The sequence below is a fragment of the Photorhabdus aegyptia genome (genome assembly GCF_000612035.1).
Taxonomy (GTDB): domain Bacteria; phylum Pseudomonadota; class Gammaproteobacteria; order Enterobacterales; family Enterobacteriaceae; genus Photorhabdus; species Photorhabdus akhurstii.
In genome coordinates, this window is record NZ_JFGV01000019.1 from 37,999 (window position 1) to 64,175 (window position 26,177).

The following is a 26,177-nucleotide window of genomic DNA, read 5'->3' on the forward strand; positions in this document are numbered from 1 at the left end:
TATAAATATTTTTCTGCCTTGATATTTCTGAGTCATTCGCCTAATGGACACACGAGGGACATAAAGCGACGGTTTATTAGGTCGGCCACCGGCCTGAAAGGCTGTATTCTACATGCCAAATCCACGAAAACCTAGTCATGCCTGCGGCTTTAGAGTATGAGTTTTAAACGTTTTGGATGATTAAAATAGATTTATTCCCGACGCTGAATGTGAATGGCATCAGGAGGTAAGCCGATTTGTAAAACGACAGGTTGATATTCCAGCCGATTATCCCAGTAAGTGGCGATTCTGCGGGCAAAGAAGAATCCTAATGCGCCTCCTAAAACACCGCCACAAAACACCCACAATTGATTGGTTACCCATAACTGAAAAAGTACCCCACCGAGGAATAACCCAATAAGCGGAGTCAGATAAACCAGCAACGCCGAACGCAGCAAGCTCCCTTCCGGGATACCAACTTCCACTTTTTGCCCCGGTTGCAACGGTTGTAAAATCTCCAGTTCAAGCTGATGTATGCCATCAGACCCTAATTTATTAAGTAAATAAGAACCACACGTTGCTCGCGCCTGACAACTGCCACAGCCAGAAGAGGAACCATAACGTAATAATGCCCGTCCCTGTTGCCAGTGAATTACTGTTGCCCACTCTTTGACCATCAGTCAGCTCCTATAAATGCGACGCCAGCGGCGACACGCTTGGCGGTTGCCAATGGTAGTTCACCAATAATTGTCACCTCATTTGCTCCACGTATCACACTATAAATCGTTCGAGGCCCACCACGGAAAGGATATTCCAACTTACCGGTTTTATTAGCGTTAGTCACATTCACAGAAAAGCTAAATAAGCCATCGCTAAACATAATGGATTCAAGTGAGTCACTATTTGACAATTTACGACGATTACGTGAAACCTCAACGAAACCAGCCGGCAATTTACCCACTTTCCAATTGAATACGACCTTCTCTGACGGTGGAATGACCAGCATTGGCGGCATATTTAAGCGAGTAATCACACTCATTGCATCATTGATGCCCCCACCGATGGTGGAAGAAACCACCCTAAATTGTTCAAGTGCCTCACTATCACGATCAAGTAAATCAATACGTAATGGTAAATGAGTCTCTTCGTCGATTAGTAAAATATAATTATAACGCACTTCATCTTTAGAGGTGATGCGTACAACCCTACAGGGCCGATCACCGATATGGGTACGACCAGCATCAATAAAATTGTAGTATTTTTTCAACTGATTAAAGTCAGCAAAAATGACGGCCGGTAAATAATCAATAATATGATTACCGCTAAGACTGAAAGCATCCAATCCGGGTTCAAAATAACTGATCTCATTACCACGCTGGACAATCTCCCGACGAGAACCATCCATCTGCATAATCTGAGCAATTGGAATATCATCGATAACGGCATGGCGATAACGAACTGAGACGATAGACTGCTGGTTGAGATTAATAAAAGCAAGCTCGTAAGTCAGAGACTGAGTAGCATTTCCCATCTCCTGCAACAAAACCTCGGCGCTGCTAAGCTGCGCCGAGGCTTGTAAAGGAGCAAACAGGCAGCCCGCCAGCAAGCAAACGGAAAACCAAATACGTTTCATTACTGCTATTGTGTTCCTAAAGATTGCGTTCCGGGAACCGGAATAGCAACCTGTGGTGAAATTCCCCGTTCGTCATTTTGCTTAAAATGCACACGGCGATCGAGTTCATATTGTTGCAGCATGATGTTAATACGCTTATTACGTTCCTGCATTTGAATGCGCTGATCATTGCCAAACAGATCATCACCGGAAGGCACTCCCAAACTCACCGGAGAAGCCGATCCCATCATTGGCAAAGTATTAAATGCGGGCGTATCAGATTGATATTCAAGATCCTCAACACTATGGCTGTTGTACTGCTGTACACCAACCAATACTGCCAGCGAAACACAGGCTGCAACACTCACTTGAACCATTTGACTCACCCAAGGGCGAAGCTTTTGCCAGAACGGCATTTTTTGCCAGCTCTCTGGTTCAGGTTGGGATTCAGGAATAGCCCCAGCAATGGAATGAACTGGCTCTTTTTCAAGCGCCAATGCAACCCGACTAGCAATATCCAGATGTAATACTTCTGTCACATCACCGCGCAATGTGTCACGGATCAAGTGGTAATTTTCCCAGCGTTTCTGCATTACAGAATCTTTAGACAAAATACTAACGACTTCACTATCAAGAGTTTCGCCATCCATCAATGCGGAAAGTTTTTCTCTTTGCATGTCAAAGTACCCTTCAGTATTGTTCCACTATTTTTAATTTTAAATCAGTGGTTGAATGTTATCATCAATGGCTTCCCTTGCACGGAAGATACGAGAACGAACCGTACCTACCGGACAATTCATAATGGTAGCTATTTCTTCATAGCTTAACCCATCTAATTCCCTCAGCGTTATTGCTATTCGCAAATCTTCGGGAAGAGATTCAATGGTGCGGAAAACCACCTGCCTCAATTCTTCTGACAACATTAAGTTCTCAGGGTTCGAAATTTCTTTTAATCCATTCGAAATTTCATAATTTTCCGCATCACTGGCATCCAAATCACTGGACGGAGGACGGCGCCCTTGAGCGGTCAGATAATTCTTCGCAGTATTTACTGCTATACGGTACAACCAAGTATAAAAAGCACTATCACCACGAAACGAAGCCAATGCCCGATAGGCTTTAATAAATGTTTCCTGAGCAACGTCAGGAACATCACCCTGCGGAATATAGCGGGATAAAAGACTCGCTACTTTATGCTGATATCTGACTACCAGTAGGTTAAACGCCTTTTGGTCACCTTTCTGCACTCGCTCAACCAGCATTTGATCCGTTAACTGCTCGCTCATCCGAGGTTAAATCTCCCGAAGCAAAGCTCCACATTGATATTTACTGAACTAACCATGATGTCCTATTCCCAAGCAAGCATGGCTTTGAGTAATAAAATTCTGCGAAGTTCAATTTCCGCCATCATTTTGTTGCAATCATCGCCTTTCTCATATCTGATAGGCTAACATGATTTTTACCCATCTTCTTCATACATCATCAATTATGCAATCATTATTCTCACAACATTACAGCGATGTACTTATTATCGGCAGCGGTGTCGCCGGCCTATCTCTGGCTTTACGGCTGGCCTCACAATATAAAGTCACTGTATTAAGTAAGAGTATTCTCAGCGAAGGGGCATCCTATTATGCACAGGGCGGTATCGCCGCTGTATTTGATAAAACGGATAGTATCGAATCTCATGTTGAAGATACCCTTATCGCCGGAGCTGGGCTTTGCGATAAAAGCGCTGTTGAGTTTATCACCAGCAATGCCCGTCCTTGCGTGCAATGGTTAGTTGATCAAGGTGTTATGTTTGATACAGAAACCAGCGAAGAGGGAGAAAAACAATATCATCTGACCCGTGAAGGTGGTCACAGCCATCGGCGTATTCTGCATCATGCTGATACAACGGGCAAAGAGGTAGAAACGACACTGGTTGATAAAGCGATTTCTCATCCGAATATCACGGTGAGAGAGCGCTGCAATGCGGTTGATTTAATTACTTCAAATAAAGCCCGGTTAGATGGTGAGAACCGAGTCGTCGGCGCTTATATCTGGAACCGTCAGCAAGAACAGGTGGAAACTTATCGCGCTAAGGTCGTGGTACTGGCAACAGGCGGTGCGGCTAAGGTCTATCAATATACGACCAATCCCGATATTTCATCCGGCGATGGCATTGCAATGGCATGGCGTGCGGGCTGCCGTATCGCCAATCTCGAATTTAACCAGTTTCATCCGACTTGTCTTTTCCATCCACAGGCGCGCAATTTCCTGTTGACAGAAGCCCTGCGAGGTGAAGGCGCATATCTGAAACGCCCCGATGGTAGCCGTTTTATGCTTGATTTCGATGAACGTGCTGAACTCGCCCCTCGCGATATCGTAGCACGAGCAATTGACCATGAAATGAAACGCCTGGGTGCTGACTGCATGTTTCTGGATATCAGCCATAAACCAGCGGATTTCATTATCCAGCATTTTCCGATGATTTATGAAAAATTGCTGACGCTGGGTTTTGATCTAACGAAAGAGCCGATTCCAATCGTTCCTGCCGCCCATTACACCTGCGGTGGTATTGTTGTCGATCATCAGGGACATACTGACCTCAACAATTTATACGCTATCGGTGAAGTCAGCTATACAGGTTTGCACGGTGCAAATCGTATGGCATCTAACTCTCTGCTGGAGTGCCTTGTGTATGGCTGGTCTGCTGCGGAAAATATCCAACAACAGATTGAAACAATAGCAGAAGTACCGCAACTCCCCTTCTGGGATGAGAGCCGGGTTGACAATTCAGATGAACAGGTCGTTATTCAGCACAACTGGCACGAATTACGCCTATTTATGTGGGATTACGTCGGCATTGTGCGTACAACCAAACGCCTGGAACGAGCACTGCGCCGTATTAATATGCTGCAACAGGAAATTCACGATTATTATTCCAATTTCAGGATTTCTAACAATCTACTGGAATTACGAAATCTGGTGCAAGTCGCCGAATTAATCGTGCGTTGTGCGTTAGAAAGGAAAGAGAGCCGAGGTCTGCATTTCACACTGGATTATCCTGATCTACTGCCAGAATCAAAACCAACGATTTTGATCCCTTGATTTTTGCTGGCAAAACCTCTGCATGACCACGCTCCGGCGTGGTTCTTTCAATAATTCAATATACGATTCAATAATAGAGATAGAAATCCGTCACCAATTGCTGAAATTCTTGCGTATATGTACCGTCTGGCTGATGAATAGTCAATTCACTGATTAAGCCGGTTTTTTCCTTACGGGAAAATGCCAATAATATCCGATGCAACGGCTTACTTTGTCTGTCGCGAATATTGACCCGATGATAGGAAAACCAGCCCAAACGACATGCCATTGTTTCAAATTCCTCACCAATGGCATATGGCAATACCACACAAAACAGACCATCCGCCGTAATCAACGCCTCAGCGTATTGTAATAATCGCTGGTGAGTCAGCGATCCCGTATAACGAGCCTGTTCCCTTGCCTCATTTCGGCAAGCAACAGCCGGTTCAAAATAGGGGGGATTACTGACAATTAAGTCATAACATTGCGAATACTGTTCAGCGAAATCACCAATATCCTGCTGATAAACATCTATTTTTCCCTGCCAAGGAGATTGTTCTGCATTATCTTGTGCCTGCAATGCAGCCTCTATATCCAGTTCCACCGCATCAATTTTGGTATTTTCATCCGTACGCTGTGCTAGCATCAACGCAATGAGCCCACTGCCACAACCAATATCTAAAATCGCTTTTCTGTCACTCACCGGAGCCCATGCTCCCAATAAAACGCCATCAGTCCCGACTTTCATCGCACACCGATCATGACCAACAAAAAATTGCTTGAAAGTAAATCCACCCCGGCGTAGAAGTCGTTTCTGTTTCAAATTAATAACCTATATCTATTTAGCTCAATAAATTTCGTCATAGGATAAGGGTTATTATGTTTCGATAAAAGCTATCTACTCTTAACTGACCGCTTTAATAGATGAACAATACGCCCAACCTGTTTATAATCGGCGGCCTAAACAGAGGTATATGATGATTGCAACAAACTTTTCTGAACTTGAGCTTGATGAACGCCTGCTTGACGCCCTAAATGATAAAGGTTACTCCCGCCCAACAGCCATTCAGGCTACGGCTATTCCAGCAGCAATGGACGGGCGTGATGTACTAGGATCAGCGCCTACCGGTACCGGCAAAACCGCGGCTTACCTGCTGCCAGCTATGCAACATTTATTGGATTTTCCACGTAAAAAATCTGGACCGCCACGCATTCTGATCCTGACGCCCACCCGTGAACTGGCTATGCAAGTGGCAGATCAGGCAAAAGAATTCGCTGCGCATACCAATTTGGATATCGCGACCATTACTGGCGGCGTAGCCTATATGAATCACGCAGAAATTTTCAGCGAGAATCAAGATATTGTCGTCGCCACTACAGGCCGTCTGCTGCAATATATCAAGGAAGAAAACTTTGATTGCCGGGCAGTTGAAACACTGATCCTTGATGAAGCCGATCGTATGCTGGATATGGGTTTTGCCAACGATATTGAAACCATAGCGGGTGAAACCCGTTGGCGCAAACAGACCATGTTGTTCTCTGCTACTCTGGAAGGGGAAGCCATTCGTGATTTTGCTGAACGTTTACTGGAAGATCCAGTTGAAATTGATGCTGAACCCTCACGCCGTGAACGCAAAAAAATCCAGCAATTTTACTACCGTGCAGATAATTCGGTACACAAAACAGCCCTGCTCTGCCATTTACTGAAACAACCTGATGTCACTAAATCCATTATTTTTGTTCGCAAACGTGAACGTGTACACGAACTTGTGGGTGAATTGCATCAAGCCGGCATTAAAGCCCGGTTCCTTGAAGGGGAAATGGTACAGGCTAAAAGGACGGAAGCAGTTAAGCTCCTGAATGATGGCAGCGTCACTGTTCTGGTTGCAACAGATGTTGCTGCCCGTGGATTGGATATTGATGATATCAGCCACGTTTTCAACTTCGATTTACCGCGCACCGCCGACGTTTATCTACACCGTATTGGTCGGACAGCTCGCGCAGGTCGCAAAGGTACTGCAATTACCTTAGTAGAAGCGCATGATCATCCTTTATTAGGCAAAATCAGTCGCTATCTGAATGAACCACTAAAGTCGCGGATGGTTGATGAACTTCGCCCAACAACCAAAGCACCAAGTGACAAAGCTCGCAATAAGCCATCGAAAAAAGTATTGGCTAAACGCAAAGAGAAAAAGAAAGCGGAAGAATCGAAGAAAAAAGCCAAAATACGTCATCGGGATAGCAAAAATATCGGTAAACGCCGTAAACCTTCCGGTAATCCAAAATCGGAAGCGCCAACCAATAACAATGAGTAAATCTTTAAACGGGCCGATTGGCCCGTTAATTATAATATGCAGTTTCGCATAGTAAGATTATTCTGTGAGTAAATAAGCTCTCAGCAAACACTTCTTTATTTCTATTAATAATTCATCAGGTATACAGCATGGCTGGGGAGAACAGAGAGTATTAGAGTTTCATAAACACTATTTGTCGATGCTCTTAGTCCTGTTTATGTACCAAGGAATAAAAAGATTTAGCGTTCCGCCCCAGAAAATACCGTCAAGCACACCATTACTAAAGCCAAAAAACAGATTGAAATGTAACGAATGCAACAACGCAGGGTGAATGCTTAACATGGCCGTAATAATAAATTTAACGATAAATGTGATAACAATCAGCGTCAGCGTTAACGAAGTGCCAGGACGGATGATTAAATCACTGCCTGCTTTTTCACGTAATCTTGGTTGAGAACGCCACAAACTCCATCCTATTACAATCCCGACGAATAAACCCGCTATCATCGTTATCAAGGCTAAATCTGAGAATATAGTTTCATAAATGACGCTATATATTCCCCAGACCAGGAATACTATTGGTAGTAAGAAAAGGCGATCAATTCGCATTTCACGATCGTACAAGGCACTAATCCCGCGCCTGATGAGAAAAGCAAAAAGAATCCAGACCCATATTGGGGTATCTTTAATAATGGTGGTCAGTGACATGTTATTCTCCTTTCATATTTTGCGAGTGATCGCAGCAAATGCGATGGCAGTGATTCCAATAGCACTAACGATCGCAGTCAATGTTAGCGTTTCAGAATATCCCACCATTGCACCGATGATTCCTGCTCCAAGATAAATGAATGGGTGCGCACCACTGGTAACAAAAGTATCTACCGCTACAACTTTTCCAAGGTCTTTTTCCGGAGAGAGGGTTTGCATAGCAGTGGCCCAACCAGTAAGCCAGGATGCTTCAACAATCCCAACAAACATTGCCCCCAGAATGACCATCCAAGCGAAGCCCCCCATACCCAATAAAAGCATTGCACTACAGAGAAATAAACCACAGATTACGGCAAGTCGTATTAGACGTTGGTGACCAGCAGTAAGTACTGTGATAACAGATCCAATACATGCACCAGCTCCCGAAGCTGCTAGACAAAACCCCCACATCGTATCGCTGAATCGATCACTGATTGCGTATGGAGCGATGACTAAGAAAATAGGGAAGCACAACACATTCAGGATCAATGTCGCGATAAACCCGAGTAACAATACAGAGTTACCAGTAATGACTGTAATACCGTTCAATACCTCACGTATAGAGAATTTATCATCGGAACCACGAATCCCTATATCAGGTATCAGGGCAGTAAAAAAAGCTGCTGCGAAAAATGTAATACCATCAACCAGTATTCCCCATGCTGGTTCCCACAATATGATCATCACTCCTATTGTGGCCGGAAAGACTACTGCCACAAAGTTATCTACAAAATTCATGGCTCCATTTCCTGCCACTAAGGCTTGCTTGGGTAGCAAATTTACAAGCAGAACTTGAGCGCATGGGCGAGAGACGCCAATGCCAATACCAAATATTAAATAGGCAAGTACTAATCCCCACCACGGAGCGTTTAACACAAGTAACATAGTTGCAGCAACTTGCGCCAGCCCTCTGGCAGTATCTGTCGCAATGAGAATGTGTTTTGGTGACTTTCTGTCTGCTAGCAGACCTCCAACAACAGCCCCAATGACCGTCCCTAATCCTACCGCAGCCATGACGACACCAAAAACCTCCCCACTAAGTTTGGCATGAATCAACGCAACAGGAAGGGCAGCTAAACAGACCGCATCACCAATCATTGACAAGCCTTGACCAATAAGCAATTTCCGGAATGATGAGGAGCGTAATACCTCGGAATAAGGTGATGCTCGTTCAGTGAATGAAGTCATTTGTTTCTCCGCAAATATAGATACGTCCATCTGTTTTATGATTTTGGATGTGAAATTTTGCAGTTTTCGGCAGAATACCGTTCATGTTCATCTACGAATTGCGGCCCAGGTTTTTTTCGTTTCTCAACTCAGTATCTTGAAGAATTGCATACCCACCGAATTCCTCTGGAATGGAAACGCCATCAATAATCATCCAAGGAAGATAGACATTTTCACTCATTGTTTTCCAATTCTTGATCTCAGTTTGCAGAAATCTCAGGGAAGCATTAAACCTTAGTGAGTTTATTCTAGCAATCACACAAGTTTTTGATCATCTATAATAAATGGTCAGGCTTAAAGCGACCACAACTTTGCTTCACCTCTAACAGTTATTTCGAGAAAAATTACTTTCAAAACAACCACGCTACCGCCAATTTATATACGTGAATGCAATATAAATATAACACTTCTCACAAGCTTATTCTTCTACCTTTAATTTAAATTAAAGTCAAACTCAAATAAATATGAATTATTTTTTTGAGATAAAGATCAAAGAAAACTTAAATAAGTGAATATTATTTAATGTTAATTACGAGTTCTATTATTTATTTTTCATAAAAATATTCCACATTAGTAAATTAATTTAATTTTCTCCATACTAGCACAGAATAAAGAAATGTCTTCTCTAAAAAAATAATTTAACATTTTACGCCAAAAAACTTACCATAACACTTATGTCTTTTTATTTTTCCAGACTAGGCAGCCAGATACTGGCTCCATAAATCTCTTAACTTTCCATAATCATTACTACATATAACAACAAAGGTAATTAAAATTAACGATTTCGCTTAATAAAACCAGATAAAAATATCATAGCAATGTAGATATCATTTATCGTGTAAGCCCACTATGGGAAACCGAAACATATTTAAGGGAATATATCTAGCAACACTGTGTTTTAGACATTGTTTATTAAGGAAAATAAATCAATATATAATATTCATAAAATGCGATAAAAACATGGTGATTTATGAGTTGATCCTAATATTCCAATCCTCAATTACTGATTTAATTTATTTATCTTTAATGAAAAATAACGGGCCAAATAGCCCGTTTTTATCTTATTTCAAATAATATCGACTGACTTGCCGAGCTTTCAGCCAGTGATTAACCTTATCATATTTAGCTTGCATCTCACAGCTCCGCGCTTTTAGCGGTGTGAGATTGAGATACATCTGGAACGTTGATTGTTGCTTGTTTTGCAATTTAGGATCAGCGCCTGACTTCAACAATATCAGCACCAGTTCCGGCGAATTAATTTTGGCTGCAATATGTAACGGAGTATCTCCAATCCGATTAGCCTGATTGGGATTAGCACCGGCGGCCAATAGTAATTCAATCTGCATTCTTCTTCCTACCTGAACTGCAACATGTAAAGGTGTTGCTAAGGTTACAGGATGCATAATATTCACATCCGGCACGACTGATAACAAAGATTTAAGATAATCAGGGCTGTTGATTTTTGCAGCCGTATGTAAAGCACTTTCTTGTTGCAAACCAGGTTGAGTAGGATCAGCGCCCTCTTTCAGCAAATTATTAACATCATCCATTCGCTGATTGAATATAGCCCATTGTAACGGAGTTATATTTTCTTCACTCCGCTGACAATCTGGTTCCGATTCAGGCTCAATTACTTCACCAATTTTCATCGCGCTTCTCTTTATTATGTGGAAACACTCAGATCCGGTTCATTAAGCTTGACTAGAGATTCTTCTTGCTGTTCATCATTTAAAGATGACCAAGGTTTGTATATCGTTAATAATTCCAGCATCTTTTTAAGAGAATGTGCTTTTAGTCCACGTATCAGATTATGAGGAAACCCTTGATCTGATTCTCCTGAATTATCATTATATTTCAGTAAGATTTTATGTCCTATCGGCTGAGATACGGGCAGTTTCTGTTGTAATACATCAAGCAAATCATGTTCCACAACATAATGACGCACCAATCCATTTTCAGCGATAGCCCTACCCTCTTGGGGTGAAAACCCCAAATTTTTCATCATATTGTCAGAAACACCGGCTGAATTAAATATTACCGCAGGCTTTCCAACTGATAATGCGGCTGTCGCGGCTAATCCCCCTCCCAAAGAGTGCCCGGTAAATAACAAATTTTCCCCAAATGCCATTTTGGCGGTACGAGCCAAATCAATGGCTTGATGATATTGAGCTTCATCAAATCCAAAACCTTGTCGTAAATTAGTTAATATATCCTTCAAATCATTAGTGCCCACAAAAGCAACTATATAGAGATCATCATTCCGATAAATACCTGCCTGAAAACCCGTTGTTTCATCCCTTAAATTTGCCGGTTCTATTCCTGCCTTTAATAATTCACCGTCAGAAAGACGAACATAATCACCTATTCCCATCGTGGTGCGTATGTAGACATCATCAGAAATTAAGGTCAACATATAATCAATTTCATGAGATTGCTTACCACTTATTTGTTCAGACTTAATTCCGGTGATTGACTTTAAATTAATGTTAATACTCTGCTCATTAATTAATGATTGATAGACTCTATTACTTTGTTTAGTTGTTTCAGAGAGGGAAAAAACTTCTGTGGTCGCTTTTTCAATATTCTGATCTGGAACAGAAGGCGGTGTAACAAGTTGAAGATTATTTAAAACGGGAAAACTTGAATCGACTGATAGATTCATTTCAATTGATAAACTCATAAAATTCCCCTAAAGATAGTTGAAAATAATCGACGATCTAATTAGTACAACTAATCTATCGGCAGGAAATACCATTAAGTTAAATAAATGTTTAAATTTTGTTAAAAAAATTAAGCAATTGTGATTCTTCTCTCTGATAACAGAGAAATTTCTACCTATTATTTGTCAATAAATAGCCAGAAAAGAGCCAAAGTGAACTGACTGCTTACAACAAGTATTGTTTTGATTTCATACGATATTCAAACGATCCAGCTTATCCTTAACCACAATCTGGCCCTTCACGGTATTGCATACCCGTAATCATTTCTATCTCTACGCCCGCACAATAAACAAAATTATCAATGAATTATCTGGGGTATTCGGTCAGGCCAATATGTCTCATTCCGATATACTCACACAAATGAGGATACTCATTGATTCAGAACAGTTAATTTCATATAGTTACTATAAAACATATTGCTACCTTATGTTTTAAATAAGTTTCTATAGCTAACCACAAAGCAATTCTTTGGATAAACGTTCAAAAATACTTTACAACATTGAAATAGTTATCAAGAATTTAGTTTTAGTGTGCATCAAAGGTTTTCCTCTGATTTTGTAATCGGTCAGCTAGCATCCATTTGGTAATCTATAAAAAGGATTTACTATGTCCGCACCTCTCACATGGCACGACGTAATCGGTAACGAGAAAAAACAACCCTATTTTCTCGACACACTGGCCTATGTCGCAAAAGAACGTCAGGCAGGTAAAACCATTTATCCGCCACAACAGGATGTATTTAATGCATTCCGCTACACCGAATTGGCTGATATTAAGGTGGTGATACTTGGGCAAGACCCTTACCACGGCCCCAATCAAGCACATGGCCTCTCTTTTTCTGTACAACCGGGTATTCCTGCACCACCTTCTCTGGTTAATATGTACAAAGAATTGGCATCCGATATACCTGACTTCCAGCATCCAAATCACGGTTGCCTAGTCAGTTGGGCTAAACAAGGAGTGTTACTACTCAATACCGTACTCACCGTAGAACGTGGTAATGCACACTCCCACGCGAATCTGGGGTGGGAAACTTTCACAGATAAAGTCATTGCCGCTATCAATGAGCACCGTTCAGGCGTCGTTTTTCTGCTTTGGGGTTCCCACGCTCAAAAAAAGGGCTACTTTATTGATGCTAATAAACATCATGTTCTCAAAGCACCTCATCCATCTCCACTATCTGCCCACCGAGGGTTCTTTGGCTGCAAACACTTTTCAAAAGCCAATGCATTGCTAGAAAAACAAGGCATCGCGCCAATTAACTGGACACCTGAGTTGCCACAATAAAAAAATGCCGCCCCTGTCGGAGCGGCACTGATACTTATTACTGAATTAAAATTACGACTAAGCTAAAATTACTTCGATACGGCTACCATTGCCGGGCGCAACAAACGGCCATTTAAGGTATACCCTTTCTGCATGACCATCATGACATGATTCGGTTCATGCTGATCGGATTCCATCATGGTCATGGCCTGATGAATTTCAGGATTAAAAGGAACATTTGTGTCGCCAACAACTTCAATACCAAATTTACCCACAGCCCCAAGGAAAGACTTCAACGTCAGCTCGATGCCTTCAACCATAGGCGCTATTTCGGTATTAGTACGATCTGTTGCCTCCAAAGCGCGCTCAAGATTATCAATCACCGGGAGCAGTTCATTGGCAAATCTTTCTAACGCAAACTTATGGGCTTTTTCCACATCTTGCTCAGTACGACGACGGATATTTTCAACTTCAGCCTTAGCACGCAAAATGGCATCACGTTCACGTTGTTGCGCCTGCTTGAGCTGCTCTTCCAGCTCTGCGACACGCAGATCAACAACGCTTTCAGTCTCCGATGCTTCTGCTTTATCCGCACTGTTTTGCTGTTCAGATACAACTTCCATATCTTCCGAGACTTGCTCGTCAGGCATTTTTTGTTCTTTACTACTCATGAATATCTCCGCGTATTTGGCATTAATCTCGCTACTTAGCCTATTATGGGGATCTAAACTGGGGATTCAAGGGAACCCGCCATATTGTGAGGATAAAACCTCTTGCTAGAAGGAAATTACAACGATGAATAAAAAATTCAAATGCATAGGTATTGTTGGCCATCCTCGCCATCCAGAAGCGCTTGCTACTCATGAGATGCTTTATCATTGGTTAAAATCCAAAGGTTATTCTGTCATTATTGATCGTCAGGTTGCCAAAGACATTGGTTTAAAAGATGCACGAACTGGCGGTCTGACCGAAATTGGTAAACAAGCTGATTTAGCTGTCGTCGTTGGTGGCGACGGCAATATGTTGGGTGCTGCCCGAGTCCTTTCCCGCTATGACATTAAAGTCATTGGCATTAACAGAGGCAATCTGGGTTTTCTGACGGACTTAGATCCTGATAATGCCCTACAGCAACTTTCTGAAGTATTAGATGGTGAATATCGGAACGAACATCGCTTCCTGCTAGAAGCCCAAGTCAGAAGAAACGGCCAAAAACCCCGCATCAGTACCGCAATCAACGAAGTCGTACTCCACCCGGGGAAAGTAGCACATATGATTGAATTCGAAGTCTATATCGATGAACGTTTTGCCTTTTCCCAACGTTCTGACGGACTCATTATCGCAACGCCAACGGGTTCCACAGCTTACTCGCTTTCCGCAGGTGGGCCGATTCTCACACCTAACTTGGATGCTATCGTCCTGGTACCAATGTTTCCACATACATTGTCTTCCCGGCCATTAGTTATCAGTAGCGAAAGTAACATAAGGTTGAAATTTTCCCAAAATAGCAACGACTATGAAGTCAGTTGCGATAGCCAAATAGTTCTGCCTATACAGGATGGAGAAGATGTGATTATTAGCCGCAGCGAACAAAAGCTCAATCTCATTCATCCTAAAGACTATAATTATTTCAATACATTAAGTACAAAACTAAGCTGGTCTAAAAAAATGTTCTAAAAAAATTAAGTTTCACCACTTTACTGTATAAAAAACCAGTTTATACTGTATGGAGATACAGAGGTGTTTTTATACACAGGAGAAGTGTGATGCTCACCCAGTTAACCATTAGCAACTTTGCCATTGTTCGTGAGCTGGAAATTGACTTCCAGCCAGGTATGACAGCCATCACGGGTGAAACCGGCGCGGGTAAATCCATCGCAATTGATGCATTAGGTTTATGTCTGGGTAATCGTGGTGAAGCCAATATGGTGCGTAGAGGGGCTTCTCGTGCTGATATTTGCGCCCGGTTTGCTCTTTCTGATACGCCTTCTGCTCGTCAATGGTTAGAAGAACACCAACTTGATGACAGCAATGAATGCTTACTACGCCGCACAATAACGTCAGATGGTCGTTCCAGAGGCTTTATCAATGGCACTGCCGTACCGCTTTCCCAATTACGTGAACTAGGTGCCCATCTTATTCAAATTCATGGTCAACACGCTCACCAATTACTATTGAATAATGGCCACCAAAAACGCTTGCTCGATACTTATGCTAATCAATCCAATCTACACAATGAAATGAAACAAGCATATCAGCAATGGCACCAAAGCTGTCAGGATCTAGCTCGATTCCAACAACAAGCGCTTGAGCGTCAATCCCGTCAACAGTTGCTGGAGTATCATTTAAAAGAACTCAATGAGTTGGCACCGCAACCAGGTGAATATCAGGAACAAGATAATGAATATAAACGGTTAGCAAACCGTGGTCAGTTACTCTCTGTCAGCCAAACCGCACTCCAGCTACTCAGTGATAACGATGAACAAAATATTATCAGCCTGCTAAATTACGCTAAACACGAACTGTCAGAACTCATCACTATGGATGATAAATTCAACCAGTTACTCACTATGCTGGAAGAAGCATCCATTCAAATTAATGAAGTCAGCGATGAACTCCGCCACTACGGTGATCAACTGGATATGGACCCAAATCGTCTTTTTGAATTGGAACAAAAAATTTCACAACAAATTAGAGTGGCTCGTAAGCACCACGTTGCTCCGGAAGAACTTCCTTCACTTCATCAACAATTATTGGAAGAACAGCAACTACTGGCGCAGCAAGAAGATGACTGCACCTACCTTAGTGAACAGGTTAATCAACACCATAAGCAGGCATTGGAAGTCGCAAAAAGATTGCATCTGGTTCGCCAGCAATATGCCAAAGAATTAAGTGAGCTCATTACTCGCAGCATGCATCAGCTCGCCATGCCACATGGTCGCTTTACCATTGACGTCTCTTTTGCACCTGAACATCTGAATGCTGATGGTTCAGATAAAGTTGAATTTAATGTCACCACTAACCCAGGTCAACCACACCAATCTCTCGCAAAAGTCGCTTCGGGTGGTGAGCTTTCCCGTATTGCGCTGGCAATTCAGGTTATAACGGCTAAGAAAATGGAAACGTCCGCCTTGATTTTCGATGAAGTAGATGTTGGTATCAGCGGCCCAACAGCCGCAATCGTCGGCCGTCTATTACGTGAATTAGGCGAATCTACACAGGTTATGTGCGTCACCCACCTGCCTCAAGTAGCCGGTTGTGGCCACCAACATTTTTATGTCAGTAAACAGACTGACGGTGAAGAAACTGAAACTCAAATGCAGTTGCTGGATAAAAAAGCCAGATTACAAGAGCTGGCTCGGCTTCTCGCAGGCAGTGAAGTGACAAAAAATACCCTGGCAAACGCTAAAGAACTGCTAGCAGCATAATTTGACACAACTTTTGCGTATATTTAAGGTCATAGCTAAAGCTTGTACACCCTATGGATTTCAAGATGCATCGCGGCGGTGAGCGAGTGCAGCCAACAAAGAGGCAACTTGAAAGATAACGGGTATAAAGGTTTTCAATTTCGTCAAGGTCTATTATTATCAACACCCTGACTCCTAAAGGAATGTAATTACCATGCGCTGTAAAATGTTGACTGCCGCTGCTGTATCATTCGTCATGCTGACTGCGGGTTGCTCTACGTTGGAACGGGCTGTTTATCGCCCTGACATTAATCAGGGAAACTACCTAACACCGACTAGTGTATCAAAAATTCACAAGGGAATGACCCAGCAACAGGTAGCTTACACATTAGGAACACCAATGTTACAAGACCCGTTTGGAACTCAAACGTGGTTTTATGTATTTCGTCAGCAACCTGGGCACGAAAAAGTGACTCAACAAACTCTGACACTGACATTTGACAGTAATGGTGTACTGACTGACATTAAAAACGAAAATTCACTTACCGAAGATCTTCAATAACCAAAGAAATATAGACAGTCAGTCAATAAAATAGATGACTGACTGTCTATAATAATCATTGAGCATTATTTTTAGCCCGTTCAGCACGCTTACGACGCATTTCTTTTGGATCAGCCAATAATGGGCGGTAAATTTCCACCCTATCACCCTCTTCCAAAATATCCGTCAACTTAACAGAACGGCTATAAACTCCAATCTTATTCTTTTGCAGATCAATATCATTGCGCAAAGTCAGCAAACCTGATGCAACTATTGCCTGCTCAACAGTTGCGCCTTGAGCCAATTTCACCGTACGCAGATATTGGCGATCAGGCAATGCATAAACAACTTCGACATTAATATCAGACACGATAAACCTCGCGTGCACGCAGAGTAAAAGCTTGCACCATACTCCCGGCCAGTTCCTTAAAAATCTTACCGAAAGCCAATTCAATCAGTTTATTAGTGAACTCAAAATCAAGGTGCAACTCAACTTTACAGGCATCTTCACTCAATGGTATGAACTGCCAGCCTCCCATTAACTTACGAAAAGGCCCATCGACCAGTTGCATATTAATGCTTTGGTTATCGGCCAGAATATTCCGGGTAACAAAAGTCTTACTTATACCCGCTTTCGAAACATCGACTGATGCAGTCATTTCATTATTGCTAACACTCAGCACCCGACTGCCGACACACCCCGGCAAAAAATCCGGGTAAGAACCTATATCATTGACCAATTTGTACATTTGTTCCACGCTGAATGGTACTAACGCAGAGCGACTAATCTGTGGCATATAATTTCCTGTAAGGCTTAATTGTAGCGAATAATATCACCTATACGTGATCAAAGAAAAATCTGTCAGCGTATAATGCAATAAACACTCATTAATCAGCAAATATGTGCGGGAAAAGATTTCTTTCACCAAAGCATTCAGTATAATGCATACACTATGACAAAGAAAAAAGCACACAAACCCGGTTCGGCAACCATTGCCATGAATAGACGAGCTCGTCACGAATACTTCATTGAAGAAGAATTTGAAGCGGGTCTCTCGTTACAAGGATGGGAAGTCAAATCACTGCGCGCTGGTAAAGCCAACATCAGCGACAGTTACGTTTTGCTCAAAGATGGAGACGCTTATCTTTTTGGCGCCACCATCACCCCGTTAAATGTAGCTTCTTCCCATGTCGTCTGTGATCCAATGCGTTCACGCAAACTCTTACTTAATCAGCGCGAACTTGACTCATTATATGGTCGAGTCAATCGTGATGGTTATACCGTTGTTGCCTTATCTCTTTATTGGAAAAACGCTTGGTGCAAAGTCAAGATTGGCGTAGCAAAAGGTAAAAAGGCGCACGACAAACGTTCGGACATTAAAGAACGTGAATGGAAATTAGACAAAGCGCGTATTATGAAGAATGCTGGGCGATAAATTCTGGCATTACAGTTTAGTATTCTGATATACTTGCTTTTAAGACACTTGGGGCTGATTCTGGATTCGACGGGATTCGCGAAACCCAAGGTGCATGCCGAGGGGCGGTTGGCCTCGTAAAAAGCCGCAAAAAAATAGTCGCAAACGACGAAAAATACGCACTGGCAGCTTAATAACCTGCGCAGAGCCCTCTCTCCCTAGCCTCCGCTCTTAGGACGGGGATCAAGAGAGGTCAAACCCAAAAGAGATCGCGTGGATGCCTTGCCTGGGGTTGAAGCGTTAAATTTAATCAGGCTAGTTTGTTAGTGGCGTGTCTATCCGCAGCTGGCAAGCGAATGTAAAGATTAGACTAAGCATGTAGTACCAAGGATGTAGGAATTTCGGACGCGGGTTCAACTCCCGCCAGCTCCACCAAATAAATCAAGGGGTTACACTAAGGTGTAGCCCTTTTTGTTTGCCCAATGTCCACTTTGCGTCCACTCATTTTATTTTTATGGGCATCAATGGACACTACCTGCACCGCCGCATTCCTTCTGGTTCATCACTGAAACTACTAAGATGCTTGAACGTAGCCTTACGCTTATTAATGAATTAAAAGTACGTTAACTAATACTTTCACTTTCTTCCTTGTCATAATGTAAAAGGAGAAAACAATTTCAGTTCTGTATATCCTGTAAAGCCGCGCTCTATCTGATTTCTATGATAAAACACGGCTTTCCTTCGTGATCTTACTTTTTCACGTAAAATATTATTTTTCCTTTAATATCATTACATTGGGATTTTCTCCGTGATCCTCCTTTGATCCAAAAACTGAAATTTCCTGAAAATCTTTTCAATCATTTCAGTTTGTGATTTCTCCCACTCCGCCAGTACTGGCGCGGTTTGGCAGTTTGCCTTGTAGAATTTTAAAACTGAAAAAATTTTTTGATCCAAAACGTGCAGGCGGGTGCGGTGTAGTGCCGTTTTCGCCATAAGTTCATTTATTTCGTCATAAGCGCAGCAAGACAAACCGTCACTAAGGTATTTATTTGATTCTTGAGTCAGATAATACAATCGGTTAAAGTAGTATCGCCATCGGCAAAATCCGATGGTCAAGGGGTCGCAGCCTTGAGATTCATCAACACTGGTAAAGATTGTTTACCAGTGTGCCTGCTATCGCACCTTATATGGCGGTTCAGGCAGGGGAGACTAACGTCTCGCTGGTTGATGAATCCCAGTACTGCGAACCCTGTTTGAATCGCCACCACCAAAGAGGGAAGCAGGAATATGAAAAAAGACTGGCATACCGCCGATATTATCGCTGCGATACGTAAGAAGAATAAAACGCTGGCATCATTATCCAGAGAGCACGGCTTAAGTTCTTCAACATTAGCAAATGCTTTAACGCGCCCCTGGCCTAAAGGGGAATTATTGATTGCTCAGGAAATTGGTGTAACCCCTGCCGAAATATGGCCCAGTCGGTATTTCGACGAAAATAAGCATCCTATCAAACGAACCGTCCGAAATGATTTACCAAACAATTCTGATATCACATAAATTATTTCTATATCCGAAAAAGTAACGACAACTTTTAAATCACCAAACTAATATAACACGCTGAATTATCAGTTTTTTATTACACTCACTGCCCACTCTTTAATATCAGAATTGTATTCATAGTTCTATGAAAATGTAAAAACAGCCCGCATATTTTGCGGGCGAGATAATTAATCAATAATGTGTTTCAGACCATCAGAACACGAACCCGTCGCGTTGATTGATACCGCATTTAAAAAGGCGTCCCAATGTGATTATGTGTATGGCTCGCGGTAAACTACACTAATCTGTTGGCTATCCTCCCATACTACCGAAGCAATAACCGCTTGAACACGGGTTCAAGTCCAGTCGAGATGACCAAATTTAACTTTTAGATCAGTATATTGGGCCACTTAAACAAGAGTGGTTTGCTTGATCAAAGGCGGTAAATGTTAAAGGCCACCGGGAGGTTACCCCGATGGCCTTAGCTACGTTTCCGTTATCTATTTCAGAAATGCACGGATCAGCTCTAAAAGCGCGATTAACGCTTTGAGAACGATGATAGCAGTGTCAATAAATGCTTTCACCCGTTTGCTCCCGTTAGGAGCACGACTTAACCAGCCATTGCCTTTACGCTGCCTGTCCGGCTGGCCCTCATCTGTGTTAGCAGGAGAATATCGCGCTCTGACCGAGGCACTGAATCAGCACCACCTGTACTCAGCCAGGACTTACGAAAACTTGCGTCAAAGATACACAGGCCAGAACGCTACCCCAAACTAACAGCCGTTGATTATAGGTTTATTTTCAAATGATTCAATCAATTAAAATGATGAGTAGATAAAAATAAAAAACCAACTGGTGAGGTTGGTTTTTTATTTTAACCCTTGGATAGGGCAGTTTGTCTTTGTGCTATACGAGATTGGTAGCCTCGGTTCTAGCGCGACATTCTCCTGCTAACATAATCAGTCTACACCTTAAAAAAGGTGTTATCAACCTATGTCATAGCGTAAAAAAGCTCATACAAGCGGAATGATATTCACCCAATCACAGGCGAATACTTCTGTTTCAATCCATCGGATTTATAGGTCGTGTTCCTTATCGCGCTGGCATTCTCCGGCGTACCTGTGTTGTGGTGCGTATGGGCGGCAGTCTGTTCCGCCAGTGCTTTAACCACATCCAACGTCTCTAACATCAAGGTCATGACATTGATTTGCTGGCTGCCCACCCAAACCACGGGCGCGACGATTTCTTGCCTGGTACCGGCGATACTCTGCTTAAGCAGACCAATCTTCTCTATCAGCTTTTGTCCGATTTCGATACTGGCCTCTTTCCCTACGCTGGCAACGAAATTTGATGATGTTGCCATATTATAGTCACCGTCTGCGATTTGCCGGACAGCGCCCGCCAGTAACGTAGACGTGCCCAAAACCGTGGTTTTATCCGTGGCCTGTATCGTGGTTTCCCGTGCGACTACGTTACGTGTTTCCGTATCTGCCCTGACTTCACGGTGCATGGACGATTCATTAATGGTCTGGTCAGTCTGACGAATCCAGTTCCCTTCCTGAGTTACCCTCTGCGAAACTTCCGCCCGCTGCTGCTGCAATTGTTCGCCTGGCTTGATATCGGGCAAGGTATTACCCTGACTTAATGTCTGCCGGATAAAGGGCTTATCCGGTCTGCCTGCCTCAAAGGCGATTTCAACCACCGTTCCGACTGGCGGATATTGGAACATACCCGATTCACTGCCCGCCATCGGCAAAGGCAGCGGAACCGCGTGGTAAACAGGAACAGCGGCATCCTGACCATCATCAGCCAATAATTGTACATCAACCGCATAGCGTGGCCGGAATGGGTCGGAGATATCGCCGCTGACCGTATTTTCAGGGTGTGCCTCGATGCGGGCAAATTTGGGTAAATGCAGCCCAGCCGATAATTCGGGGTAGGCGGCATCAATCTGACGCTGTATTGGCGTTCTGGTCTGCGACTGACCGGTCAGTTTGTTGACGGCTTCCCATGTAATGACCATGTTTTCATTGTTCAGATTGACCTTGTTCAGCCGGTACTGATTGATCACTACACCTGGACGCAACGATGGGATCATGGGAATGGTCATCGCATTGCCTGCGGACTGGCACCGGCTAAATTCATTCGGAATGTCGACGGGTTTCCCCGCAAACATCGAATGCGCCCCGCTGCCCACATAAACCGAACCATCCGGCAACTGATGCCAGAGATAATCCTCAATCGAAAAAACCTGTCCAAGATTAGCCAGCAACTGATAGCCGGTACCATGATGAGTAAAATGCGGGATGGGTGTCTCCGTATAAGGGGCATCCGGCAATGTGAAGGTCAGTCCACTGTGCTCCTGCAACCAGTCCACAATCTGGCTCAGTGTTGGATGCTGAAATGAACACGGCCATAATCGGTCAAACACGCCGACCAGCTCACGCACAAACAAACGCTGATAACCGTTTTGGGCTGGCTGTGAGCGTGCCACATAGCCCGTAAACCAGCGTAATACCAAATCCGTGTAACCCACGTCCAGCCGCACCAGTTTTCCGGTGTAATCGGATGTCGTTTCCGCCGTGATAAAGCCACGGCCACAGGATGCCAGTTCCAGCATAATATTGGCGTCAACCAGGTGAATTTCATCACCGGAAAGATAGAGCCGGTTAATCGGTGTCATTATTTAGCGGGGCCTATTTTGTCATTAATCGGTTTCAATACTTTGCTTTCAAACCAGCTCAATTTTTCCGGCGCTTCCTTGGCGGTAGCACTTCCTTGCGTTGTCTGTGTCTGTTTCTTAGTCTGTACCTTGTCGGCAACGCGGGCGTCCCGTTTTTCAGCAACGGATAAATGTTCACGCAAAGTAAATGTCACCTGCCATGCCTGTTTACCGTCGATTTTGCTGGCATCAATGGTATGGGTGAATGTCCCGATACGAAAATTGATGGCCTGTGCGGTGAGGTTGGCGACACGGTAGCGTTTCAGATTTCCCTTATCTTTGGCCTCCGCCAGTGCAAACAGACGTGACAGCGTTTTTTGCTCAGTAAACGGAATGATCCCCGTAACACGTAACTCCTTGGGCTTAATGCCTTGCTCCGCTACGGCGGTACTGGATGACTGGCCGCTTTGGTCTGTGTCCTGAAACATCACCGATGGAGTTACGGTCAGACTTTTTAATGGGATGGCCTCGCCATCAAGGGCCAGTGTGATAATTTGGCTCATTGTGTAGCATCCTTTCTAATGCGCGAATATCGTCCCCGGCAAATAATGTCGCCAGCGTGTAAACGGCGTCCTGTTCGGGAATATCCTGACGCAGTTTTTCGGCCAGTAATGCGCCATTCCCTTTCCCTGAAAATGTCCAGACACGGGCCGATTTATTCCTGGCACCATTCAGAGCGGCAGTAACTTGTTGTAAGGCATTCTGTCTTACCGTCGTGAAGTTTGTTAATTGTGATTTCAATCCCGCAATGCTGCTGCCGACGCTAACCTGCGTTTCAGCCTGAGCAATCAATTGTGCATTCACGGCCATGCGGCTGGTTGATGTTGAAAATGGTTGCAACGGAGGCAAGCCGCTGCCCGGTTTCCCAGGCAATTGCATTTTGGTGATCGCCAGACGTTCCGCTGTCTTTGCCATACGGATAACCTGAGAAAATACCGGCAACGGTAACACCGCTGAAAATTGGGTTAAATGCTGGATAAATTCATTATGCGTCTTCGCGCAGATCATGAGTACCACGGCGCTGATGTTTCCCGTTCCCCGGATTTTATTTGCCAGATAATTGATGGCGTTTTCCGGACTCAGGTAGTGACCACTGTCCACTTTCTGACCGATACCGTATACGAACGGATGGACGGACAACATCGAGCAATGCATCTCCGTCATATTCGGAGAGATGCGCATTATTTTCCGTTGCCAATTCATCACGCGGGTTGCTCAGGCCAGTTGATATCGGGGGCAGTAGAAAGGTCCACTCTGTTCACCCGCACACGATATTTTTTTCCATTCCACGAGTGCTGATTTTTCGGCATCCGTGGCGATATCCAGATCAATGGCATCCTGTAAGGGCTTAATTGCTGCATCTGCCTGCTGCTGTAGAGCGATTTTTTGCTGTTCAGCCTGTTCAATTTGATGAGATTTTAGGGCTGATTTATCTGTGACCCATTGCTTACTCTCCCACTTATCAAAGGGGGTTTGGGGTGATTGTAGGGTAAGATTATCTGGCAACGCGCCGATGGCGGTAATATTGATCGGCTGGCCTGTATCGGTTACATACGCCGTTTTACCCCGATAGTCAGGCACATGTCGCCAGGATTTTTCATCTATGCTACGACAAATCGCAACATCATGCGTGTCAGGTAATTCAGGCGCATCCAGATACGCATTAGCCGCAACAGAAAAACCGCGGGGCACGTGATCCATATCGGCCCCAATATATTCCCGTGTTTCAGGATGACAACGATAAACCGCAACCCATCCGCTAACAATAGCTAACCCATCCTCATCAAACCGGGCCATTTGAATATTTGCACTATATTTAGACATTATTTTACCCTCGTAATATAAATCACTGATTTGTTAACAGGTCGGTTCTCATTTGCGGTCGGAACCACTCTGGATGCGTCAAATGTCCATGAAATCACCCCACCACCGGCACCGGCTGCCCGGCCACCTGCCTTATACTGGTAGCTGAATGCACCAGACGCGTTGCTCCCGCTCTCAATAGTGGGATTACCTAATGATCCCGTGATATTTCTGATCGCATCCCCCTGAACACTCCCTAGCGAACGACCAGAGTCCAGCCCCCTCCCTCTATCTAAACCACGCTTAAACAGCCCCCTGTCATCGGGTAATTTCAGATCGGGAAAAATTTTGGCGAGTTCAGGGTAATCTGCCGCCCGGAATGAGCGCCCCTCATTGGGTTCATATCCGGCGGGTATCGGCGCAGCTGCATGCCATTCGATAGTAGCGCCAATCGGGATACCTATCGTAATCTTTTGCTCTACGGCACCGTTAGAGTTGAGAAATCTGGTGTGCAACTGTGCATCGGCATCAATCCAAATTTGCCCCGTGTCACCCCCTACACCGATACTCACCCCTTTGGCCCATCCATTTTCCCGACCACAAGAAAATGGCCCTGAATAATGTCTGCCGGGTAGCTCAGTCATATAGGTAGTCTGGTGATAGGCGCCAACATCACTCGCCATCAAACTGATATCAGACGATAGCGATTTCCCGTTAATTCTCCTGTCATTCGATACAGCATTCATTGCCTGTTCGACGGTTTCCACTAAACCGATGTTTTTGACAAATTCACTCTTATTGGGAATATCTGCGCCGTTCTGGCTTTTAGCCAGGCGACTATTGGCGTTTTCGCTGACAACGGTTAATGCCGCATTAACAGCATAATCCCCTTTCGGCTGTTTCCCATGCAGGCCACTTTCCAATGCCTGTTGGGTCGCATATTTCCGTTTCACGCTATCAATCTCTTGATGAATAGCGGAAATATCACGGTCATTCAATGACCCTTTAATGCGCAAATCCATCACATCACCGTGACCATCAATACCCGCAACCGCAAAGACATAATGCGGATACCCTGCCACATCGATGTAGTTTTTAAGATCATTGGCGGCGATGATATGAACGACGGTTTTCCACTGATTCACCAAATTGCCTTGATAGCTAAAATCCGCATAAACGCGGGTATCGCGCAGGCGGTTAAGTGTTTGGTCAAACGCCAACTCACCCCGCAACCCGCCGATATAAGCCAGCCCCTTTTTGATCGTGTACCGGTCATCACGACGAACCACGGAAAACCCATCACCGAAAAAAGCCGCCTCACCGTAACTGTCGGTATTCATCAGGCGCTGCATTTCATCGATGCCAGATAAACGGGCGGTAAAATCAATCTGCCAGGTTTCCGCCGTAGTCATGATAGCCGTCTCTTTGGCTGCCCCTTCAAATTCCAGTAAAAAAGAGCGGGTCAGCACATTTCCCTGTAACCCGTTCGCGGTCTTAATTTTTTTCTGCGTTGGGGCATGGGTAATCATGCCAATAATGCCAGAAGCCTTATTTATCAGGCCAATCCAGTTAAAATCAAAATGACCGGCTTCCGTTCCCAATGTGACACTGTAGGCTACCGCGTTTTCACTCGCTAACCCTGTTTTGTTCACAGCCTGACGATGCACAATATGACTTTCTGCGGGTAATGTCTCATCGCGATTGATGGCAAGAGTGGGATCTAAATCCGGCACATAAGCAAAAACAAACTCATCCAAAACCACGGACTTTCCCGCCGCGGCCTGCTGCGCTTTCCATTTTTCAAAGTCTACTGTAATCACTGACGCCATATTATTT

General features: G+C 43.9%; 29 protein-coding genes, 1 other RNA gene and 1 pseudogene. 11 read left to right on the forward strand and 20 right to left on the reverse strand.

Annotation, left to right across the window (positions count from 1 at the left end):
- Window positions 1-191: 191 nt before the first annotated feature.
- Genes rseC through rpoE form a run of 4 tightly spaced genes read right to left on the reverse strand, consistent with a single transcriptional unit; the run spans window position 192 to window position 2,877 of the window.
- A complete protein-coding gene (gene rseC, locus BA1DRAFT_RS08025) occupies window positions 192-656 on the reverse strand; it encodes a SoxR-reducing system protein RseC (protein ID WP_036777804.1) in 465 nt (154 codons plus the stop codon).
- Complete coding sequence (gene rseB, locus BA1DRAFT_RS08030; RefSeq protein WP_036777806.1) at window positions 656-1,612, reverse strand: sigma-E factor regulatory protein RseB; 957 nt, start codon at window positions 1,610-1,612, stop codon at window positions 656-658. Before rseB ends, rseC begins: the two co-directional genes overlap by 1 nt.
- Window positions 1,613-1,617: 5 nt before the next feature.
- On the reverse strand, window positions 1,618-2,268 hold the full coding sequence (gene rseA / locus BA1DRAFT_RS08035; protein WP_036777808.1) for an anti-sigma-E factor RseA: 651 nt from the start codon (window positions 2,266-2,268) through the stop codon (window positions 1,618-1,620).
- 39 nt (window positions 2,269-2,307) lie between these two features.
- Complete coding sequence (rpoE, locus tag BA1DRAFT_RS08040; protein WP_036777809.1) at window positions 2,308-2,877, reverse strand: RNA polymerase sigma factor RpoE; 570 nt, start codon at window positions 2,875-2,877, stop codon at window positions 2,308-2,310.
- 166 nt (window positions 2,878-3,043) lie between these two features.
- On the opposite strand from rpoE, the gene nadB reads away from it, so the two are divergent.
- Window positions 3,044-4,684: an L-aspartate oxidase gene (gene nadB / locus BA1DRAFT_RS08045; RefSeq protein WP_051560712.1), complete on the forward strand. Its 1,641-nt coding sequence runs from the start codon at window positions 3,044-3,046 to the stop codon at window positions 4,682-4,684.
- Between the two features lie 67 nt (window positions 4,685-4,751).
- On the opposite strand, the gene trmN is transcribed toward nadB, so the two are convergent.
- The gene (trmN, locus tag BA1DRAFT_RS08050; RefSeq protein WP_036777811.1) at window positions 4,752-5,486 is read right to left on the reverse strand and encodes a tRNA(1)(Val) (adenine(37)-N(6))-methyltransferase TrmN; all 735 of its coding nucleotides are present in this window, start codon (window positions 5,484-5,486) and stop codon (window positions 4,752-4,754) included.
- A gap of 154 nt (window positions 5,487-5,640) precedes the next feature.
- Here trmN and srmB point away from each other — a divergent pair, with 154 nt between their 5' ends.
- Window positions 5,641-6,978, forward strand: coding sequence for an ATP-dependent RNA helicase SrmB (srmB, locus tag BA1DRAFT_RS08055; RefSeq protein ID WP_036777813.1), 1,338 nt, complete (start codon window positions 5,641-5,643; stop codon window positions 6,976-6,978).
- Window positions 6,979-7,146: 168 nt separating this feature from the next.
- Here srmB and BA1DRAFT_RS08060 read toward each other — a convergent pair whose 3' ends face one another.
- The 5 genes from BA1DRAFT_RS08060 to BA1DRAFT_RS08075 all read right to left on the reverse strand — a co-directional run bounded on the left by BA1DRAFT_RS08060 (window position 7,147) and on the right by BA1DRAFT_RS08075 (window position 11,611).
- Window positions 7,147-7,665 (reverse strand): DUF6622 family protein, encoded by a 519-nt coding sequence (locus BA1DRAFT_RS08060; protein WP_036777814.1) that lies wholly within the window; start codon window positions 7,663-7,665, stop codon window positions 7,147-7,149.
- A gap of 12 nt (window positions 7,666-7,677) precedes the next feature.
- On the reverse strand, window positions 7,678-8,892 hold the full coding sequence (locus BA1DRAFT_RS08065; protein WP_051560713.1) for an MFS transporter: 1,215 nt from the start codon (window positions 8,890-8,892) through the stop codon (window positions 7,678-7,680).
- A 91-nt stretch (window positions 8,893-8,983) separates the two neighbouring features.
- A complete protein-coding gene (locus BA1DRAFT_RS24370; protein ID WP_268747231.1) occupies window positions 8,984-9,112 on the reverse strand; it encodes a hypothetical protein in 129 nt (42 codons plus the stop codon).
- Window positions 9,113-9,992: 880 nt separating this feature from the next.
- On the reverse strand, window positions 9,993-10,580 hold the full coding sequence (locus BA1DRAFT_RS08070; protein ID WP_036777816.1) for an ankyrin repeat domain-containing protein: 588 nt from the start codon (window positions 10,578-10,580) through the stop codon (window positions 9,993-9,995).
- 14 nt (window positions 10,581-10,594) lie between these two features.
- Window positions 10,595-11,611, reverse strand: a complete 1,017-nt coding sequence (locus BA1DRAFT_RS08075) for a Tle-like phospholipase domain-containing protein (protein ID WP_036777818.1) — start codon at window positions 11,609-11,611, stop codon at window positions 10,595-10,597.
- A gap of 646 nt (window positions 11,612-12,257) precedes the next feature.
- Between BA1DRAFT_RS08075 and ung the strand changes: the two genes are divergently transcribed.
- The gene (gene ung / locus BA1DRAFT_RS08080; RefSeq protein ID WP_036777820.1) at window positions 12,258-12,938 is read left to right on the forward strand and encodes a uracil-DNA glycosylase; all 681 of its coding nucleotides are present in this window, start codon (window positions 12,258-12,260) and stop codon (window positions 12,936-12,938) included.
- 68 nt (window positions 12,939-13,006) lie between these two features.
- On the opposite strand, the gene grpE is transcribed toward ung, so the two are convergent.
- Window positions 13,007-13,588, reverse strand: coding sequence for a nucleotide exchange factor GrpE (grpE, locus tag BA1DRAFT_RS08085; RefSeq protein ID WP_036777822.1), 582 nt, complete (start codon window positions 13,586-13,588; stop codon window positions 13,007-13,009).
- 124 nt (window positions 13,589-13,712) lie between these two features.
- On the opposite strand from grpE, the gene nadK reads away from it, so the two are divergent.
- From nadK to bamE, 3 genes are all read left to right on the forward strand, one after another.
- Window positions 13,713-14,591, forward strand: coding sequence for an NAD(+) kinase (gene nadK, locus BA1DRAFT_RS08090; protein WP_036777823.1), 879 nt, complete (start codon window positions 13,713-13,715; stop codon window positions 14,589-14,591).
- Window positions 14,592-14,680: 89 nt separating this feature from the next.
- Window positions 14,681-16,342: a DNA repair protein RecN gene (recN, locus tag BA1DRAFT_RS08095; protein WP_036777824.1), complete on the forward strand. Its 1,662-nt coding sequence runs from the start codon at window positions 14,681-14,683 to the stop codon at window positions 16,340-16,342.
- 193 nt (window positions 16,343-16,535) lie between these two features.
- A complete protein-coding gene (gene bamE, locus BA1DRAFT_RS08100; protein WP_011147559.1) occupies window positions 16,536-16,883 on the forward strand; it encodes an outer membrane protein assembly factor BamE in 348 nt (115 codons plus the stop codon).
- Between the two features lie 55 nt (window positions 16,884-16,938).
- Here bamE and BA1DRAFT_RS08105 read toward each other — a convergent pair whose 3' ends face one another.
- Complete coding sequence (locus BA1DRAFT_RS08105) at window positions 16,939-17,232, reverse strand: RnfH family protein (protein ID WP_036777826.1); 294 nt, start codon at window positions 17,230-17,232, stop codon at window positions 16,939-16,941.
- On the reverse strand, window positions 17,225-17,659 hold the full coding sequence (locus BA1DRAFT_RS08110; protein WP_036777828.1) for a type II toxin-antitoxin system RatA family toxin: 435 nt from the start codon (window positions 17,657-17,659) through the stop codon (window positions 17,225-17,227). The genes BA1DRAFT_RS08105 and BA1DRAFT_RS08110 overlap by 8 nt, the downstream gene beginning before the upstream one ends.
- Before the next feature lie 156 nt (window positions 17,660-17,815).
- Here BA1DRAFT_RS08110 and smpB point away from each other — a divergent pair, with 156 nt between their 5' ends.
- Together smpB and ssrA are read left to right on the forward strand one after the other, a co-directional pair.
- Window positions 17,816-18,298, forward strand: a complete 483-nt coding sequence (smpB, locus tag BA1DRAFT_RS08115) for an SsrA-binding protein SmpB (RefSeq protein WP_036777830.1) — start codon at window positions 17,816-17,818, stop codon at window positions 18,296-18,298.
- Between the two features lie 50 nt (window positions 18,299-18,348).
- Window positions 18,349-18,712, forward strand: a transfer-messenger RNA (tmRNA) gene (gene ssrA, locus BA1DRAFT_RS21860).
- Between the two features lie 354 nt (window positions 18,713-19,066).
- Here ssrA and BA1DRAFT_RS08120 read toward each other — a convergent pair.
- Window positions 19,067-19,270 carry a hypothetical protein gene (locus BA1DRAFT_RS08120; protein ID WP_036777832.1) on the reverse strand — a complete coding sequence of 68 codons (204 nt, stop codon included), beginning with the start codon at window positions 19,268-19,270 and terminating at the stop codon, window positions 19,067-19,069.
- A 161-nt stretch (window positions 19,271-19,431) separates the two neighbouring features.
- Between BA1DRAFT_RS08120 and BA1DRAFT_RS23500 the strand changes: the two genes are divergently transcribed.
- Together BA1DRAFT_RS23500 and BA1DRAFT_RS08125 are read left to right on the forward strand one after the other, a co-directional pair.
- Window positions 19,432-19,611: a hypothetical protein gene (locus tag BA1DRAFT_RS23500; RefSeq protein WP_146110614.1), complete on the forward strand. Its 180-nt coding sequence runs from the start codon at window positions 19,432-19,434 to the stop codon at window positions 19,609-19,611.
- Complete coding sequence (locus tag BA1DRAFT_RS08125) at window positions 19,565-19,834, forward strand: helix-turn-helix domain-containing protein (RefSeq protein ID WP_036777834.1); 270 nt, start codon at window positions 19,565-19,567, stop codon at window positions 19,832-19,834. The genes BA1DRAFT_RS23500 and BA1DRAFT_RS08125 overlap by 47 nt, the downstream gene beginning before the upstream one ends.
- Window positions 19,835-20,316: 482 nt before the next feature.
- Here the strand turns inward: BA1DRAFT_RS08125 and dinQ are convergent, their stop codons facing one another.
- Entirely contained in the window at window positions 20,317-20,388 is a 72-nt protein-coding gene (dinQ, locus tag BA1DRAFT_RS24620; protein ID WP_369293964.1) for a damage-inducible type I toxin DinQ, read from the reverse strand.
- Here dinQ and BA1DRAFT_RS23040 point away from each other — a divergent pair.
- Window positions 20,381-20,593, forward strand: a complete 213-nt coding sequence (locus BA1DRAFT_RS23040; protein WP_160169995.1) for a hypothetical protein — start codon at window positions 20,381-20,383, stop codon at window positions 20,591-20,593. The genes dinQ and BA1DRAFT_RS23040 overlap by 8 nt on opposite strands.
- Before the next feature lie 256 nt (window positions 20,594-20,849).
- Here the strand turns inward: BA1DRAFT_RS23040 and BA1DRAFT_RS08130 are convergent, their stop codons facing one another.
- From BA1DRAFT_RS08130 to BA1DRAFT_RS21255, 5 genes and pseudogenes are all read right to left on the reverse strand, one after another.
- The gene (locus BA1DRAFT_RS08130) at window positions 20,850-22,499 is read right to left on the reverse strand and encodes a type VI secretion system Vgr family protein (RefSeq protein ID WP_036777836.1); all 1,650 of its coding nucleotides are present in this window, start codon (window positions 22,497-22,499) and stop codon (window positions 20,850-20,852) included.
- On the reverse strand, window positions 22,499-23,041 hold the full coding sequence (locus BA1DRAFT_RS08135) for a baseplate complex protein (protein WP_036777838.1): 543 nt from the start codon (window positions 23,039-23,041) through the stop codon (window positions 22,499-22,501). The genes BA1DRAFT_RS08130 and BA1DRAFT_RS08135 overlap by 1 nt, the downstream gene beginning before the upstream one ends.
- Entirely contained in the window at window positions 23,013-23,720 is a 708-nt protein-coding gene (locus BA1DRAFT_RS08140; protein WP_338049276.1) for a hypothetical protein, read from the reverse strand. The genes BA1DRAFT_RS08135 and BA1DRAFT_RS08140 overlap by 29 nt, the downstream gene beginning before the upstream one ends.
- A gap of 20 nt (window positions 23,721-23,740) precedes the next feature.
- Window positions 23,741-24,362 (reverse strand): annotated as a pseudogene (locus BA1DRAFT_RS08145) (tail fiber assembly protein).
- Window positions 24,362-26,170 (reverse strand): phage tail-collar fiber domain-containing protein, encoded by a 1,809-nt coding sequence (locus BA1DRAFT_RS21255; protein ID WP_051560714.1) that lies wholly within the window; start codon window positions 26,168-26,170, stop codon window positions 24,362-24,364. Before BA1DRAFT_RS21255 ends, BA1DRAFT_RS08145 begins: the two are co-directional and overlap by 1 nt.
- Window positions 26,171-26,177 lie beyond the last annotated feature (7 nt).

What these genes read in the sequence shown, in the direction of transcription:
- BA1DRAFT_RS24370 (WP_268747231.1), bottom strand. Translation starts at nt 9,112, where the DNA reads ATGAGTGAAAATGTCTATCTTCCTTGGATGATTATTGATGGCGTTTCC.
- BA1DRAFT_RS08140 (WP_338049276.1), bottom strand. Translation starts at nt 23,720, where the DNA reads ATGCGCATCTCTCCGAATATGACGGAGATGCATTGCTCGATGTTGTCC.
- BA1DRAFT_RS08125 (WP_036777834.1), top strand. Translation starts at nt 19,565, where the DNA reads ATGAAAAAAGACTGGCATACCGCCGATATTATCGCTGCGATACGTAAG.
- BA1DRAFT_RS08135 (WP_036777838.1), bottom strand. Translation starts at nt 23,041, where the DNA reads ATGAGCCAAATTATCACACTGGCCCTTGATGGCGAGGCCATCCCATTA.
- BA1DRAFT_RS08065 (WP_051560713.1), bottom strand. Translation starts at nt 8,892, where the DNA reads ATGACTTCATTCACTGAACGAGCATCACCTTATTCCGAGGTATTACGC.
- rpoE (WP_036777809.1), bottom strand. Translation starts at nt 2,877, where the DNA reads ATGAGCGAGCAGTTAACGGATCAAATGCTGGTTGAGCGAGTGCAGAAA.
- rseA (WP_036777808.1), bottom strand. Translation starts at nt 2,268, where the DNA reads ATGCAAAGAGAAAAACTTTCCGCATTGATGGATGGCGAAACTCTTGAT.
- nadK (WP_036777823.1), top strand. Translation starts at nt 13,713, where the DNA reads ATGAATAAAAAATTCAAATGCATAGGTATTGTTGGCCATCCTCGCCAT.
- BA1DRAFT_RS21255 (WP_051560714.1), bottom strand. Translation starts at nt 26,170, where the DNA reads ATGGCGTCAGTGATTACAGTAGACTTTGAAAAATGGAAAGCGCAGCAG.
- BA1DRAFT_RS08060 (WP_036777814.1), bottom strand. Translation starts at nt 7,665, where the DNA reads ATGTCACTGACCACCATTATTAAAGATACCCCAATATGGGTCTGGATT.
- srmB (WP_036777813.1), top strand. Translation starts at nt 5,641, where the DNA reads ATGATTGCAACAAACTTTTCTGAACTTGAGCTTGATGAACGCCTGCTT.
- BA1DRAFT_RS08110 (WP_036777828.1), bottom strand. Translation starts at nt 17,659, where the DNA reads ATGCCACAGATTAGTCGCTCTGCGTTAGTACCATTCAGCGTGGAACAA.
- BA1DRAFT_RS08120 (WP_036777832.1), bottom strand. Translation starts at nt 19,270, where the DNA reads ATGGCGAAAACGGCACTACACCGCACCCGCCTGCACGTTTTGGATCAA.
- BA1DRAFT_RS08070 (WP_036777816.1), bottom strand. Translation starts at nt 10,580, where the DNA reads ATGAAAATTGGTGAAGTAATTGAGCCTGAATCGGAACCAGATTGTCAG.
- nadB (WP_051560712.1), top strand. Translation starts at nt 3,044, where the DNA reads ATGATTTTTACCCATCTTCTTCATACATCATCAATTATGCAATCATTA.
- rseB (WP_036777806.1), bottom strand. Translation starts at nt 1,612, where the DNA reads ATGAAACGTATTTGGTTTTCCGTTTGCTTGCTGGCGGGCTGCCTGTTT.
- rseC (WP_036777804.1), bottom strand. Translation starts at nt 656, where the DNA reads ATGGTCAAAGAGTGGGCAACAGTAATTCACTGGCAACAGGGACGGGCA.
- BA1DRAFT_RS08075 (WP_036777818.1), bottom strand. Translation starts at nt 11,611, where the DNA reads ATGAGTTTATCAATTGAAATGAATCTATCAGTCGATTCAAGTTTTCCC.
- BA1DRAFT_RS08130 (WP_036777836.1), bottom strand. Translation starts at nt 22,499, where the DNA reads ATGACACCGATTAACCGGCTCTATCTTTCCGGTGATGAAATTCACCTG.
- bamE (WP_011147559.1), top strand. Translation starts at nt 16,536, where the DNA reads ATGCGCTGTAAAATGTTGACTGCCGCTGCTGTATCATTCGTCATGCTG.
- ung (WP_036777820.1), top strand. Translation starts at nt 12,258, where the DNA reads ATGTCCGCACCTCTCACATGGCACGACGTAATCGGTAACGAGAAAAAA.
- recN (WP_036777824.1), top strand. Translation starts at nt 14,681, where the DNA reads ATGCTCACCCAGTTAACCATTAGCAACTTTGCCATTGTTCGTGAGCTG.
- grpE (WP_036777822.1), bottom strand. Translation starts at nt 13,588, where the DNA reads ATGAGTAGTAAAGAACAAAAAATGCCTGACGAGCAAGTCTCGGAAGAT.
- smpB (WP_036777830.1), top strand. Translation starts at nt 17,816, where the DNA reads ATGACAAAGAAAAAAGCACACAAACCCGGTTCGGCAACCATTGCCATG.